Source organism: Microbispora sp. NBC_01389, from assembly GCF_045040095.1.
Taxonomy (GTDB): domain Bacteria; phylum Actinomycetota; class Actinomycetes; order Streptosporangiales; family Streptosporangiaceae; genus Microbispora.
Window position 1 is genome coordinate 413349 of the sequence record NZ_CP109552.1, and the last position, 14372, is coordinate 427720.

The 14372-nt window shown below is 69.9% G+C and carries 12 protein-coding genes; 7 read left to right on the forward strand and 5 right to left on the reverse strand.

Translation table 11 applies throughout. From position 1 onward, the window contains the following. Positions 1-249: 249 nt before the first annotated feature. A complete protein-coding gene (locus OG344_RS01980; RefSeq protein ID WP_405086710.1) occupies positions 250-1560 on the reverse strand; it encodes a helix-turn-helix domain-containing protein in 1311 nt (436 codons plus the stop codon). A 175-nt stretch (positions 1561-1735) separates the two neighbouring features. Here OG344_RS01980 and OG344_RS01985 point away from each other — a divergent pair, with 175 nt between their 5' ends. Then, the gene (locus OG344_RS01985; protein ID WP_405086711.1) at positions 1736-1945 is read left to right on the forward strand and encodes a hypothetical protein; all 210 of its coding nucleotides are present in this window, start codon (positions 1736-1738) and stop codon (positions 1943-1945) included. Beyond that, positions 1942-2265, forward strand: a complete 324-nt coding sequence (locus tag OG344_RS01990; protein WP_405086712.1) for a DUF6907 domain-containing protein — start codon at positions 1942-1944, stop codon at positions 2263-2265. The genes OG344_RS01985 and OG344_RS01990 overlap by 4 nt, the downstream gene beginning before the upstream one ends. Positions 2266-2461: 196 nt before the next feature. On the opposite strand, the gene OG344_RS01995 is transcribed toward OG344_RS01990, so the two are convergent. Both OG344_RS01995 and OG344_RS02000 read right to left on the reverse strand, forming a co-directional pair. Then, entirely contained in the window at positions 2462-2674 is a 213-nt protein-coding gene (locus OG344_RS01995) for a type II toxin-antitoxin system VapB family antitoxin (RefSeq protein WP_405086713.1), read from the reverse strand. 44 nt (positions 2675-2718) lie between these two features. After that, a complete protein-coding gene (locus OG344_RS02000) occupies positions 2719-3363 on the reverse strand; it encodes a TetR family transcriptional regulator (RefSeq protein WP_405086714.1) in 645 nt (214 codons plus the stop codon). 70 nt (positions 3364-3433) lie between these two features. Here OG344_RS02000 and OG344_RS02005 point away from each other — a divergent pair, with 70 nt between their 5' ends. Continuing rightward, the gene (locus OG344_RS02005) at positions 3434-4729 is read left to right on the forward strand and encodes a GH1 family beta-glucosidase (protein ID WP_405086715.1); all 1296 of its coding nucleotides are present in this window, start codon (positions 3434-3436) and stop codon (positions 4727-4729) included. Here the strand turns inward: OG344_RS02005 and OG344_RS02010 are convergent. Next, positions 4711-5607 (reverse strand): coiled-coil domain-containing protein, encoded by an 897-nt coding sequence (locus OG344_RS02010; RefSeq protein WP_405086716.1) that lies wholly within the window; start codon positions 5605-5607, stop codon positions 4711-4713. The two genes, OG344_RS02005 and OG344_RS02010, sit on opposite strands and share 19 nt — an antisense overlap. 213 nt (positions 5608-5820) lie before the next feature. On the opposite strand from OG344_RS02010, the gene OG344_RS02015 reads away from it, so the two are divergent. Further along, positions 5821-8991, forward strand: a complete 3171-nt coding sequence (locus tag OG344_RS02015) for a M14 family zinc carboxypeptidase (protein ID WP_405086717.1) — start codon at positions 5821-5823, stop codon at positions 8989-8991. Positions 8992-9165: 174 nt separating this feature from the next. After that, positions 9166-10602, forward strand: a complete 1437-nt coding sequence (locus OG344_RS02020; RefSeq protein WP_405086718.1) for an aldehyde dehydrogenase — start codon at positions 9166-9168, stop codon at positions 10600-10602. A 128-nt stretch (positions 10603-10730) separates the two neighbouring features. Here OG344_RS02020 and OG344_RS02025 read toward each other — a convergent pair whose 3' ends face one another. After that, entirely contained in the window at positions 10731-11486 is a 756-nt protein-coding gene (locus tag OG344_RS02025; RefSeq protein ID WP_405086719.1) for an alpha/beta hydrolase, read from the reverse strand. Positions 11487-11703: 217 nt separating this feature from the next. Between OG344_RS02025 and typA the strand changes: the two genes are divergently transcribed. Next, a complete protein-coding gene (gene typA / locus OG344_RS02030) occupies positions 11704-13557 on the forward strand; it encodes a translational GTPase TypA (protein WP_405086720.1) in 1854 nt (617 codons plus the stop codon). Positions 13558-13708: 151 nt separating this feature from the next. After that, entirely contained in the window at positions 13709-14371 is a 663-nt protein-coding gene (locus OG344_RS02035; RefSeq protein WP_405086721.1) for a superoxide dismutase family protein, read from the forward strand. Position 14372: the final 1 nt, after the last annotated feature.

Below are 14372 nucleotides of genomic sequence, written 5' to 3' on the forward strand. Positions count from 1 at the left end.
TCGGCAGAATGTGTCATTTTCTCGCAACCATCCCAATCACGTCGTTTGGCGACTTATTCCTTCGGCTCGTCGCTTCTGGTGGTGGGGGTGTGAGATGACCGCGCCCATGAGTGCGATGGTGAGCACCGCGGCCGCCCATCTCCTCGAAGATCACCTCGAACGCCTCGCCATCCCCGTCACGCATCCGGGCGCGCAGTGATTCGGCGTCCGCGTATGGGCCGCTCTTCACGAGTTGCCGCCGTTCCGGCCTCACGCGTCGCGGGCTGCGGGTGCCACGGTCAGCAGTTCGCGTAGTTCACCGACGGCGGGGCGGTCGTGCTTCTCGCGCGGTACGGCACGCAGCACCCAGCGCGCGGTCTCGGTCGTCATGACGCTGCGGGCCTCGGGATGTATGTCGCCCATCACGGCCGTCGCGAGGCGTGCGCCCTCGTCGACCCCTCCGTTGACTACGGTACAGAGGGCCGAGTGCAGTCGAGCGGTGGACATGATCTGGTAGTCCCTGGTCAACGCCAGCACGACCTCACTGGCCTCCGATTGGACCGTTTCGTCGCCGGTACCTGCGTAGATGATGCTCTCCGCATACGGCAGTTGGCCGCCCTGCCAGTACCCCGGCATGATGCCCACTGCCGGAGGATCGGTCGCCAGTAGGTCGCGGGTGACGTTCAGCGCATGGCCTGCTTCCTTGTGCCTGCCCAGAAAAGCGAACGCCTTGGCCTGCGAGCAGACGACCAGGGCCAGGCCGAGGGACGGCTGGGTTCCGGCCATCCGCTGCGCGCTTTCGGTGAGCCGCAGAACGGTTTCCGGGTCGCGTTGGCCGTACAGACCATGGCCAGTCTCTGTGGCGCGAACACTGAGCCCGAGTTCGAGGTCTCCCGAGGCGTCGGCGGCCTGTCGGGCCGTACGCCACCAGCGCAGGGCGGCGCCGTGCTCGCCGAGCCGGGTCAGCGCGTTGGCGTGGACGGTCGCGAACGCCGCCGTCACCCGGTGCAACTCCGTCACATCATCCGGCCTGGACCTCTCGATCTGGTGCCTGACCGCCATCAGATCGACCAGCAGGTCCGCCGCAACCTGCGCCGGAGGCCGGGTGCGCAGCCCATGCAGGTGGTCCAGGCAGGCGAGGTGCCAGTCCTCGACGCTCCGAGGCTCCGCCTCCATCGCCAGGTCGAGCAGACGGCGCACCGGCTCGCCGGCGGTGACATCACCCAGCGCCCCCATGCCGAGACCCGCGATCGCCAATTGCAGCAGGGCGCGACGCTCCATGAATTCACCTTTGTCCTGATCCGGCTTCGGGGACGCGGAACGCAGCCGTTCCAGTTCGGACATCGCCTGATGCAGCGCGATCAGAATTCCGTCCGCGCCGAAAAACTCATCGAGGCGGCGCACCGAATCGGCATGAGGCAGGCATTCCCCGCGTTCCCATCGGGCAATCCGTGACCAATCGGTAAGGATCTCCTTTCCCACCTTGGTCAGCGGCGCATCACCCCGAATCCGGCGCAGAGCCGCACCGAACAGATGCAGCGGAGACGCACCAGGATCCACCGGATTCGGCCTGCGCGACATGTCCCTCCTATTGGTGGTATTGGCTCCGACGTTCCACCAGCTCAAAACCCATGAAGGGCCTTTCGCCTCGCCCCACTATTAACAGGGAAACGGCCACCAGGCCACGAAAACAGCGGGACCCGCAGGCGACTCCACCGCCATACGGGTCCCTTGATCAGGAAGGAGCTCCTGACCCGTGACAAACGATAGAGGCACCGCCTTCGCCGGTTGGCGGATCATGCGAAGCGACGCCGGCCGATTCTGGGCCACCCGCGAGCGCCGCTTCCCCCAGGAGGCCGAGGACGCCGGAGCCCTGCGTACGGTCGACGGCGACGACCTGCAAGAGCTCTGCCGGGCCATCGCCGAGCAGGAGAGCCTGGCCGACACGACGGCGGTGGCGCGGTGATCCTCGCGGCGCTACGCCACCGAACCTGCCCGCCCTGGTGCATCGAGGCCCACACCGGCGAACGGCCGGGCGCACGCATCCACAACGGCTGGCTGCACGCGATCGAGTGCAGCAGGCACCCGCGGTGCGCCAACGGCGAGTGCCAGCGACTGTGGCTCGACCTGGCCCTCACGCCACGCGACGACGGCCCGCTGATCCACCTCCACCTGGACGACCTGCCCGTCGCCATGCTGACGGCCGCCGAGGCCGAGCGCCTCGGCCTTCGCCTGATCGGCCTCGCCGCCATCAGCGCCGTGGAGACCCCGCCCTCCGCCGCCTGATCGGTTCCAGCCCGCTTGCCGTGTGCCCCCCCGTACGGCAGGCGCGTCCAATCGAGCTAAAGCTGCTGCGTAGCCGGCCGAAGCTCAATATCCTGAATCATGCGTGGCCCGTTCGGGGTCGCGAAGTGAAGCCGGGTTAACCTCCGCAGGTGGTGGCCCGGCTTTCGCGCACTGGTGGGAGATCCGAAGGCAGCAGTCAGCCGTCCGCATCGCGGGGTCCGGTCTTCTCCACGATCTCGCTGAGGTCCAGTTCCCCGCTCTTGATCGCTTCGGCCAGTTCCAGGCGCAGATGCCGCTTCACGGCCTCCTCCATCGCTGTCCGCACCGCCTCGCCCTGGGTGCTGGTGCCATAGATCCGCATGGCCGCGACGACCATGTCGTCGTCGAGCTCGATGGCGATTCGAGTCACTCCAGCACCCCCTACTGACCCTGATCCGGCTACCGTACGCGTGTCTATTGAAGGTGGTCGGAGAGGTAGCGGCGGACGAGGCGTTTGCATTCGGCGATGAGGTCGGGGTCGCCGTCCGGGTGGGCGCGGAAGGCCAGTTTGAGCACGGCGTCGGCGGCCTCGACGGCGACCACGAAGGCGCGGGACAGGCCGTCGCCCGGCACGACGCCGAGTACCTCCACCATCATCGAGCGCAGCCCGTCGGCCACGATCACGTTGTTCTCCAGGGCCTCGTCCAGCATCCGCTGGGTGCCGGGCAGGGCCGGGCCGCCGGGGGCGGCGAGCACCTCTCCGAAGTCCACCACCCCGAAGCCGGGCATGGTGCGCTTCATGCGGACGAACTCGTCGATGCCGAGGTCGACCGCGCCGGCCCAGTCGGAGAGGCGCGCGTCCGCCAGCAGGGTCGCCATCCGGTCCAGGTACGCCTCCAGGTTGCGCAGCGCGAGCGCGCGGACCAGGCTCTGCTTGTCGGTGAAGAACTGGTAGAAGGTGCCGATCGGCACCCCGGCCCGGCGGGCGACCTCCTTGGTCGTCAGCGCCTCGTATCCCACCTCGTCGAGCAGCCCGGCGCACTCGTCGAGCATGCGCTCCACGCGCTCCTGGCTGCGGCGCTGCGCGGGCCGCCGGCGCAACGTTCCCCCTGTGGTCATGACGCCATTGTCTCCCGCCCACCGGACGGCTACGTTAACGCGAGTAACACTCATGATAACGGGAGACGGCATGTTCCTGTGGGGTACGGCGACGGCGTCCTACCAGATCGAGGGAGCCGTCGCGGAGGACGGCCGGGGCCCCTCTATCTGGGACACCTTCTCCCATACACCACACAAGACGCGCGATGGGCACACCGGCGACGTGGCCTGCGACCACTATCACCGGTACGCCGAGGACGTCGCTCTGATGGCCGGCCTCGGGGTCGGCGCCTACCGGTTCTCGATCGCCTGGCCGCGAATCCTGCCGACCGGCCGGGGCCGAATCAACCAGGCCGGGCTCGACTTCTACGACCGCCTCGTCGACGCACTCCACGAGAAGGGGATCACCCCGGTCCCGACGCTCTTCCACTGGGATCTGCCGCAGGCGCTGGAGGACGAGGGCGGCTGGCTCGACCGCGACACGTCCCGCCACTTCGCCGACTACGCCGCCGTCGTGGCCGACCGGCTCGCCGACCGGGTCCCCATGTGGATCACGCTGAACGAGCCGTTCGTCCACATGGTGTACGGATACGCCCTCGGCATGCACGCCCCCGGCCGGACGCTCATGTTGGGCGCGCTGCCCGCGGCCCACCACCAGCTGCTCGGCCACGGCCTGGCCACGCAGGCGCTGCGGGCGGCCGGAGCGCGCGACGTGCTCATCACGAACAACTGCACGCCCGTCTGGCCGGCCTCCGATTCAGAGCAGGACCTCGCCGCCGCCGAGGCGTACGACATCCTGCACAACCGGCTGTTCAACGACCCGGTCCTCACCGGCGCCTACCCCGACCTGTCGGCGTACGGCGTCGAACTGCCCGTGAAGGCAGGCGACCTGGAGACGATCGCCCAGCCGCTCGACGGCCTGGGGGTCAACTACTACATGCCGACGCGGATCTCCGGCCCCGGCGGGGGCGGCCTGCCGTTCGAGTTCGAGCCGATCACCGGTCATCCCGTGACCGCCTTCGGCTGGCCCGTCGTGCCCGGCGGCCTGCGCGAGCTGCTCGGCTCCCTCACGGCCCGGTACGGCGACGCGCTCCCGCCCGTCTACGTCACCGAGAACGGCTGCTCGTACGACGGCCTCGACGACCAGGAGCGGATCGCCTACCTCGACGGCCACATCCGGGCGATGCGGGAGGCGGACGCGGACGTGCGCGGCTACTTCGTCTGGTCGCTGCTGGACAACTTCGAGTGGGCCGAGGGCTACCACCAGCGGTTCGGCCTCGTCCACGTCGACTTCGCGACCCGGAGGCGCACCCCGAAGGCGTCCTACCACTGGTTCGCGGACTTCCTGAAGGATCAGAGCACCGACACTCAGAGAACCGACACGTGAACGTGGTCGTAGTGGTTGGCGGTGATCCCTCCGCGGTCGGACATCATCCGCCACCCGGCCCCGGTGCGCATGTCGTAGAAGCGCTGCTGCCAGATGATGTACATGATCCCGTACTGGCTCGCGTGCTGGATGCACCACTGGGCGAGGGCGTCGCCCCGCTCCTTGCCCACCGCGTCGGGCATGCGGCCGCCGCCGCTCATCATGAAGTCGCAGGCCCGGCCCTTGCCGTGCTCCCCCGGGTCCCCCGCCCGCAGGCAGCCGACGCTGAACGGCATCGGGAACTGCGACATGATCGCGTTGCGTACGGTGACCATGCGCTGGGTCAGGCCGCTGCCGGCGTCGGGGGTCTGGAAGCCGTACTTCGCCATCAGGGTCTCGATCTCGCGCCGCTTCGCCTTCAGGTCCTTGATGTGGCGCTGCAGCTTGTCGATCTCGGCGTCGGCGTCGCGGCTCGCCTTCCGCTGCCTGGCGACCAGCGCCCGGATGCCCTTCAGCCGCTCCGACCTCGCGTCGCCCAGGTAGGCCAGCGTCGACAGCGAGCTCAGGTCGCCCGACGCGGAGAAGAGCTGTGAGGCGTCCATGCCGCCGCTCATGTAGGAGGTCTGGGCGAACTGGATGACCGCCCGCTGGGCCGCGAGCAGGTCCACCTTCAGCTTCCCGACCTTGGCGGACGCCTTCTTGGCGGCCAGCTCCGCGTCCTCCAGGCTGAGGATCTCCCCGCGGTACGCCTTCTGCAGCGCGGCGGCATCCTTCGTCAGCCTGGCCAGTTTGGCCTGCTGGCCGGGCTCGGCCGAGGCGGTGAACACGCCCGAGACAGAGGATGCGGCGAGGAGAGCGGTGGTGACCACCGCCAGCCTGGCCCAGCGTCCCGACCGCACGTCGACCTCCACTCGGATTCGGTCCGAAACTATAGGAGACGATCTATATGTCTGCTACCGGAACAGGCGAAACTGTTGGGTTCTAAGCAGGCAATCGTCGGGTTCCGCGCTCTGTGATCGATTCGAGACTTACGCGTCTCCTTACCGCACTTGAACGCGGATTGACATCGACGGAGATTCGGGAGATCGCCACCCCTCACGAAGGGCTCATCGATGTCCCGACGAGTGATCGTCTCGACCCTGGCCGCCGTGGCTCTCGGCGCGGCGCTCCTGGCGCCGGCCGCACCGGCGCAGGCTGTACCGGCGCAGGCTGTACCGGCGCAGGCTGTACCGGCGCAGGCTGTACCGGCGCAGGCCGGCCAGGGCGACCCGCTCCCGCCAACGGACCAGATCGACCTCTACCAGCTCGACAGCGTGCCCGGAACCGCGGCCACGCTGAACCAGAAGGGCTTCGACGTCGTCCAGCAGCACCCCTCAGGCGACAACTCAGGCGACAACTCAGGCGGCAACTCAGGTGACAACTCGGGCGACAAGGAACACGTCGAGCTGACGGCGACGCCCGCCGACGTCAAGAAGCTCCAGATCCTCGGCTACCGGCCGCAACCGGTTCGCAACCCCCAGGGCCAGACGCAGTTGCAGGCGGCCCGGGCGCAGGCGGCCGGCGGATACACCGTCTGGAGGTCCTACTCGGAGAAGGGCGGCATCGCCGACCAGCTCAGGGCCATCGCGGACGCCAACAAGGACGTCGCGAAGCTGGAGTCGATCGGTAAGACCGTCCAGGGCAAGGACATCCTCGCCCTCAAGCTCACCGCGCTGGCCCGGGTGCTGCCCGACGGCCTGAAGCCCGCCGTGCTCTACTCGGCCACCCAGCACGCCCGTGAGTGGATCGCGACCGAGGTCGACATGCGGCTGCTGAAATACCTGGTGGCCAACAAGGGCAAGGCCGACGTCGCGAAGCTGCTGGCCACCACCGAGGTGTGGTTCGTGCCGGTGGCCAACCCCGACGGCTACGACTTCACCTTCACCGAGGGCAACCGGCTCTGGCGCAAGAACCTCCGCGACAACGACGGCGACGGCCGGATCACCGGCGTCGACGGGGTCGACCCCAACCGCAACTACCCCACCAGGTGGGGGTATGACGAAGAGGGCTCCTCCAGCGTCCTCAGCAGCGAGACCTACCGCGGCGCCGCCCCCGCGTCGGAGCCCGAGACGAAGGCCATGGACGGCCTGCTCCGGCGGCTCCGCTTCAAGGCCCTGGTCAACTACCACTCGTACGGCCCGCTGCTGCTCTATCCGCAGGGCTGGCAGGTCCAGACGACGACCGCGGACGATCCCGTCTACCTGGCGCTGACCGGGACCGACGAGAAGCCCGCGATCCCGGGCTTCGATCCCGGCGTCGGCGCCGAGCTCTACACCACCAACGGCGAGACCACCGACCACGCGCACAAGGCGTACGGCACGCTCGCCTGGACGCCGGAGCTTGAGGAGGGCTGTGACGGCTGCGGCTTCGTCTTCCCCGACGACGAGGCGCTGGTGCGGGCCGAGTTCGAGAAGCAGTTGCCGTTCGCGCTGGACGTCGCGAAGTCGGCGCTGAACCCGGCCGAGCCGGTCAGCCACCTCGGCAACACGGTCCCCGACTTCGTCGTCGACCCGTTCGACGTCGGCTATGGCACCGACCAGGTGGTGCAGGTCGACGCCAAGCGCAGGCTCGGGCCCGTCGTCCTCAACTACCAGATCAATGGCGGGCGGACGAAGGCCGCGCCGACGAGCGAGTGGAAGGGCGGCAAGCGGTACGGCGAGGGCTACGACACCTACTTCCACCGGCTCAGGGGCACGGTTAAGGGCGCCAGGCCCGGTGACCGGGTGAAGGTGTGGTTCACCTCGCTGCTGAAGAAGAGCGACGACTTCACCTATCGGGTGTCCACGGACATCGGCGGGAAGGTCCTGGTCGTCGCGGCGGAGGACGTCACGGGGATCAGCCCCGCGCAGGGCGCGGCCGAGGCGAAGTACGCCGCCGCCTACGTCAAGGCGCTGACCGGGTCCGGTTACTCGTCCGACGTGTACGACGTGGACAAAAACGGCCGGAAAGCGCCCCACCCGCTCGGAGTCCTCAGCCACTACAAGGCGGTCGTCTGGGAGACCGGCGACGACGTCATCCCCCGCGCGGCCGGGCAGCCCGGCGGCACCGCCGCCAACCTGGCCGAGGAGCTGGAACTCGCGTTCCGCGACTACCTCAACGAGGGCGGCAAACTGCTCGTCACCGGCAAGTACGCGTTGTACGCCCAGAACGTCGACGGCGCCTACTGGTACGAGCCGGACTATCCGGCGCAGCCCGAGTGCACGACGCTGAGCAAGCCGCCGTGCCTGGCGCTCAGCAACGACTTCGTGCAGTACTACCTCGGCGCCTACACCTTCGTGGACGGCGGCGGCCAGGACGCGGACGGCGCCACGGTGCCGCTGAAGGGCACGGGTGGCGCCTTCGCCGGGTTCCTCGGCACGCTGGGCGGCGGCGACTCGCCCGGCAACCAGGACCACACCTCCGCGTTCGTCACGACCTCGTCGGTGCTGCCGGTGAGCCGGTTCCCGCAGTTCGCCAGCTCGGCCCCGCTGAAGTGGCAGTACGCCGGGGGCTCGCCCTTCGCGCCGCACACCGGCGCGTGGGACGTGCAGAGCGGCCAGGCCGACCAGTCGTACAAGCGGCTGACGAGGACGATCGACCTCACCGGCAGGACCAGCGGCGAGCTGTCGTTCTGGACGTCGTACAACACCGAGGCGGACTGGGACTTCCTGACCGTCGAGGCGCACACGGCCGGCCAGGACGACTGGACGACGCTCCCCGACGCCAACGGGCACACCTCGGACGAGCCCGGGGAGAGCTGCGCCAACGGCTGGGCGGGCCTCCACCCGTTCACCGCCCGCTACCAGACGTACGACGGCGCCTCGTCGTGCACGGCGACCGGCACCACCGGCGCGTGGCACGCGGCCTCCGGCCCGTCGAACGGCTGGCAGCAGTGGACGATCGACCTGACGGCGTACGCGGGTAAGCAGGTCGAGGTGTCGATCTCCTACATCAGCGACTGGGGCACCCAGGGCCTCGGCGTCTGGCTGGACGACGCGACCGTCAAGGCCGACGGCGCAGTCGTCTCGCAGACCTCGTTCGAGGACGGCCTCGGCGGTTGGACCGTCGCGGGCCCGCCCCCGGGCTCGGCGGACGCGCTGAACGACTGGACGCGCAGCGACCAGACGCTGGAGGACGGCGCGGGCGTCACCACGAAGGACACGGTCTACTTCGGCTTCGGCGCCGAGGGTGCGACGACCCAGGCCATGCGGACCGACCTGGTCCGCCGGTCGATGCGGCACCTGCTCGGGCCGGCCCTTCCGTAGGGCTTCCGCCGGAGCACCCGTGGCCCGGTCCTCGCCGTACGGCGGGACCGGGCCACGGTCGCGCCGGCACTGGCACCGGCGTCGGCTCTTGTCAACCCCCGCTCTTGCCAACACTGAGCAGAACATGATTCGGTCTCCATTGAAGTCAAGCGCGCGCCCGAGCGGGAGGCAGGCATGCGGCAGCACGACACGTTGTTCGTCGGCGGCGACTGGGTGACCCCCGTCGGCACGGGCACGATCGAGGTGGTCTCCCCGCACACCGAGGAGGTCGTCGGCCGGGTCCCGGACGGCACCGCGGCCGACATGGACCGCGCCGTCGCGGCGGCCAGGGACGCCTTCGACAACGGGCCGTGGCCGCGGATGACGATGGCCGAGCGCGCGGCGGCGGTGGGACGGCTCGCGGAGATCTACGAGGCGCGCCAGGCCGAGATGGCCGAGCTGATCACGCTGGAGATGGGCGCCCCGATCACGTTCTCCCGGCTCGCCCAGACGCCGCAGCCGCTGGGCATGCTGAAGTACTTCGCCGGTCTCGGCGCCGCGTTCCCCGTCGAGGAGGAGCGGCCCGGCCTGTTCGGCCCGGTGACCGTCCGCCGTGAGCCGGTCGGCGTCGTCGCGGCCGTGGTCCCGTGGAACGTCCCCCAGTTCGTCACCATGAGCAAGCTCGCCCCGGCGCTCGTCGCGGGCTGCGCCGTCGTGCTCAAGCCCGCCCCCGAGACACCCCTCGACGCCTACCTGCTCGCCGAGATGATCCATGACGCCGGCATCCCCGCCGGGGTCGTGAACATCGTCCCGGCCGGCCGCGAGGCGGGCGAGCACCTCGTCTCCCACCCCGGCGTCGACAAGGTCGCCTTCACCGGCTCGACCGCCGCCGGGCGCCGGATCGCCGCGATCTGCGGCGAACGGCTCAAGCGGTGCACGCTGGAGCTGGGCGGCAAGTCGGCGGCGATCATCCTGGACGACTGCGACCTGTCCTCGGCGATGGGCCTGCTGACGATGGCCACGCTGATGAACAACGGCCAGGCGTGCGTGGCGCAGACCCGCGTCCTCGCCTCCCGCGCCCGGTACGACGAGGTGGTGCAGGCCGTCGCCCACATGGTGACGAGCCAGCGGGTGGGCGACCCCGCCGACCCGGCCACCGGCATCGGCCCGCTGGTGGCCCGGCGGCAGCGGGAGCGGGTCGAGGGCTACATCAGGGCGGGCGTCGAGGAGGGCGCCAAGCCCGTCGTCGGCGGCCTCGACCGGCCGTACGATCGGGGCTGGTACGTCGCCCCCACGGTCTTCGCCGACGCCACCAACGACATGCGCATCGCCCGCGAGGAGATCTTCGGCCCGGTCCTCACGGTGATCCCGTACGAGGACGAGACGGACGCGGTGCGGATCGCGAACGACAGCGACTACGGCCTGTCGGGCTCGGTCTGGACCGGCGACGCCGAGCACGGCATGGAGATCGCCCGCCGGGTGCGCACCGGCACGTACGGCGTCAACACGATGCACACGCTCGACCCCAACACCCCGTTCGGCGGGTTCAAGGCCAGCGGCCTCGGCCGCGAGCTCGGCCCCGAGGGCCTGTCGGCCTACCTGGAGCACAAGTCCATCGCCCGCCTGGGCTAGTGCCCCTCCGGCCCGGTGCGGCACGCATGCCACACCGGGCCGGTGGACCGCCCAGCGCGCCCCCGCGACGCTGCGCTTCCCGCTTCTTTCCGCTTCACCAACGGGTTGTGCGTACGTATAGACGACACTTATGTGGGTTTGGTTCGCGAAATCCAGTGACCAATTCGGCGGACCAGGTCAGGGGTGGCCGCCGCCTCGGCGTGGCCGTAGCCGGGCTCGATCCACAGCTCCTTCGGCTCCCCGGCGTTTTCGTAGAGCTGGTAGGCGTGTTCGACGGGGAAGAACGGGTCCCGGTCGCCGTGCACGATCAGCAACGGCGTGGGGGCGAGCATCGCCACCGCCTCGTGCGGCGGGAGCGGCACGGGCTCCCATCCCTCGACCGCGATCCTGGTCCGCTTGGCCAGCCGGACCGCCAGCCGCCCGTGCCAGCGCTCGATCGCCCAGTGGACCTGGCGCATGGGCTTGGTGCCCCGGTAGTACCAGCGGGCCGGGCCGCTCACCGCGACCACCGCGTCCACGCCCCCGTGCAGCGCGGCGTGCCGTACGACGACGGCCGCGCCCATCGAGAAGCCGAGCGTGACGATGCGGCGGTAACCGATCGAGCGCGCGTGCTTGACCGCCGCGTCGACGTCGAGAACCTCAAGGTCGCCTACGGTCGACCGGCCGCCGGAGCGTCCGTGGCCCCGGAAGTCGAACGACACCACGCCGCCGAACCTCGACAGGACGTGCACGATGCGCCGGGTGTCCGGCCCTCTCCACGAGCCGGTGAACCCGTGCGCTACGACGACGCCGAGGTCGAGCGACCCGTTGGGCGTGTGCGCCGCGTCGATGCGGACGCCGTCCGCCGTCCACAGCATCGCTCCGTAAGCGACAGCGAGAGCCATACCTCCGACCCTATTTCCCCCATGTCACGCGTCTCCCGCCACACCGTGGAATGCGGGCCGCGGCGCCGGCGTTGTCATCGAGGGTCCCGGAGCCGTCGGCGCGTGGTGGCGATCAGGATCAACTAAACTGGTATGGCCGCGTCTTGCGGCTGCTGTGCGTCTCGCTTCGGTCCCGGGACGCGGACGACACTCCGACGAACCAGAGCGAGACTTCCCTATGCCTATGAACACCCGCGACGACCTGCGAAACATCGCGATCATCGCGCACGTCGACCACGGCAAGACCACGCTGGTCGACGCCATGCTCTGGCAGTCCGGCGCGTTCCGGGCCAACCAGGACGTGGACGAGCGCGTCATGGACTCCAACGACCTGGAGCGCGAGAAGGGCATCACCATTCTCGCCAAGAACACCGCCGTCAGGCACGGCGGCATGACGCTGAACATCATCGACACCCCCGGCCACGCCGACTTCGGCGGCGAGGTCGAGCGCGGGCTGTCGATGGTCGACGGCGTCGTGCTGCTGGTGGACGCCTCCGAGGGCCCGCTGCCGCAGACCCGCTTCGTGCTGCGCAAGGCGCTGTCGGCGAAGATGCCGGTCATCCTGTGCATCAACAAGGTCGACCGCCCGGACGCCCGGATCGCCGAGGTCGTCGACGAGGTGTACGAGCTGTTCATCGACCTCGACGCCACCGAGGAGCAGATCGACTTCCCGATCGTGTACGCCTCGGCCAAGGCGGGCCGGGCGTCGCTGGCGCGTCCCGCCGACGGCGGCATGCCCGACTCCGACGACCTCGAGCCGCTGTTCGAGACGATCAAGCAGACGATCCCGGCGCCGGTGTACGACCCCTCCGCGCCGCTCCAGGCGCACGTCACCAACCTCGACGCCTCCAGCTACCTGGGCCGGATCGCGCTGTGCCGCGTCCACCACGGCACCATCCGCAAGGGCCAGCAGGTCGCCTGGTGCCGCACCGACGGCACCGTCCAGCGCGTCAAGATCTCCGAGCTGCTGATGACCGAGGCGCTGGAGCGCAAGCCCGCCGAGGAGGCGGGGCCGGGCGACATCATCGCCATCGCCGGCATCCCGGAGATCATGATCGGCGAGACGCTGGCCGACCCGGACGACCCGCGCCCGCTGCCGCTGATCACGGTCGACGAGCCGGCGATCTCCATGACGATCGGCACCAACACCAGCCCGCTGGTGGGCAAGGTCAAGGGCGCCAAGGTCACCGCCCGCCTGGTGAAGGACCGCCTCGACAAGGAACTGGTCGGCAACGTCTCACTGCGCGTGCTGCCCACCGAGACCCCGGACGCGTGGGAGGTCCAGGGCCGCGGCGAGCTCGCCCTGGCGATCCTGGTGGAGCAGATGCGCCGCGAGGGCTACGAGCTGACCGTCGGCAAGCCGCAGGTCGTGACCAGGACGATCGACGGGAAGCTGCACGAGCCGGTCGAGCGCCTCACCGTCGACTGCCCGGAGGAGTACCTGGGCGCGGTCACCCAGCTCCTGGCCGTACGCAAGGGCCGCATGGAGCACATGACGAACCACGGCACCGGCTGGATCCGGATGGAGTTCGTGGTGCCGTCGCGCGGCCTGATCGGCTTCCGCACCGAGTTCCTCACCGAGACCCGGGGCACCGGCCTCGTCCACCACGTCTTCGACGGCTACGAGCCGTGGTTCGGCGAGCTGCGCACCCGCAACACCGGCTCGCTGGTCGCCGACCGGGCGGGCCAGGTCACCGCGTTCGCCATGCTCAACCTGCAGGAGCGCGGCACTCTGTTCATCTCCCCCAGCACCGAGGTGTACGAGGGCATGATCGTGGGCGAGAACTCGCGCTCGGACGACATGGACGTGAACATCACCAAGGAGAAGAAGCTCACGAACATGCGCTCCTCCACCAGCGAGGAGACCGAGAAGGTGATCCCGCCGCGCATGCTGTCGCTGGAGCAGGCCCTGGAGTTCATCCGCGACGACGAGTGCGTGGAGATCACGTCGCAGACCGTGCGCATCCGGAAGGTCGTCCTGGACTCCTCCATCCGGGGCCGCGCCGCCGCCCGCGCCAAGCGAACCAACTGACCCCGTCACCCGATCCTCGCCGCCTGACCGCCCGGCCCGCGACGCCAAGAGCGGGTAAAGGGCGGGTACGGACGGCGTCGTTCCGCCTCCTCGGCTCGGCTCGCCGTGCTCTGCTGTCGGATGCGTCAAGCGTCTGAGGAGGACAGCGACCATGCCTCGCCCACCCCGTTTCGCCCCAGGTCTCTCGCTGGGTCTCCCGCTGGGACTCGCGCTGGTGCTCACGCTGCCCGGTGGCCTCACTCCGGGGCGCGCCGTCACGGCCGTCCCCCGGGCGTCCGCCGCTCGCGTGGCGTCGTCACGCACCGGCGAGACGGCGGCCGCCGTCATCAGGGACGCCACCGGGCGCGTCCTGGGCAGCGTCCGGTTCGAGCGGTACGACCTGGAGAAGACCAGGGTCAGCGTCAGCGTGCGGGGGCTCGCGCCCGGGTTCCACGGCTTCCACGTCCACGCGGCGGGCGTGTGCGACCCGCGTTCCGTCGACCGGGCCACCGGCACGGCGTTCTCCAGCGCCGGAAGCCACCTCGGCCCGGGCACGCACGGCGACGGGGCCGGGGACATGCCCCCGCTGCTGGCCGCCGACGACGGAACCGCCTCCGCCTCGTTCGTGACCGACCGGTTCACGCTGGAGGAGCTCGCCGACGCCGACGGCAGCGCGGTCGTGGTGCACGCCGGGCCGGACAACCTCGCCCACATCCCGAAGAGGTACTTCCACCGCCCCGACTCCATGGGCGCCACCGGCCCGGACCTGACCACCCGCAGAACGGGCGACGCCGGCGCGCGGATCGGCTGCGGCGTCGTCAGGCCGCGCGCCTGAC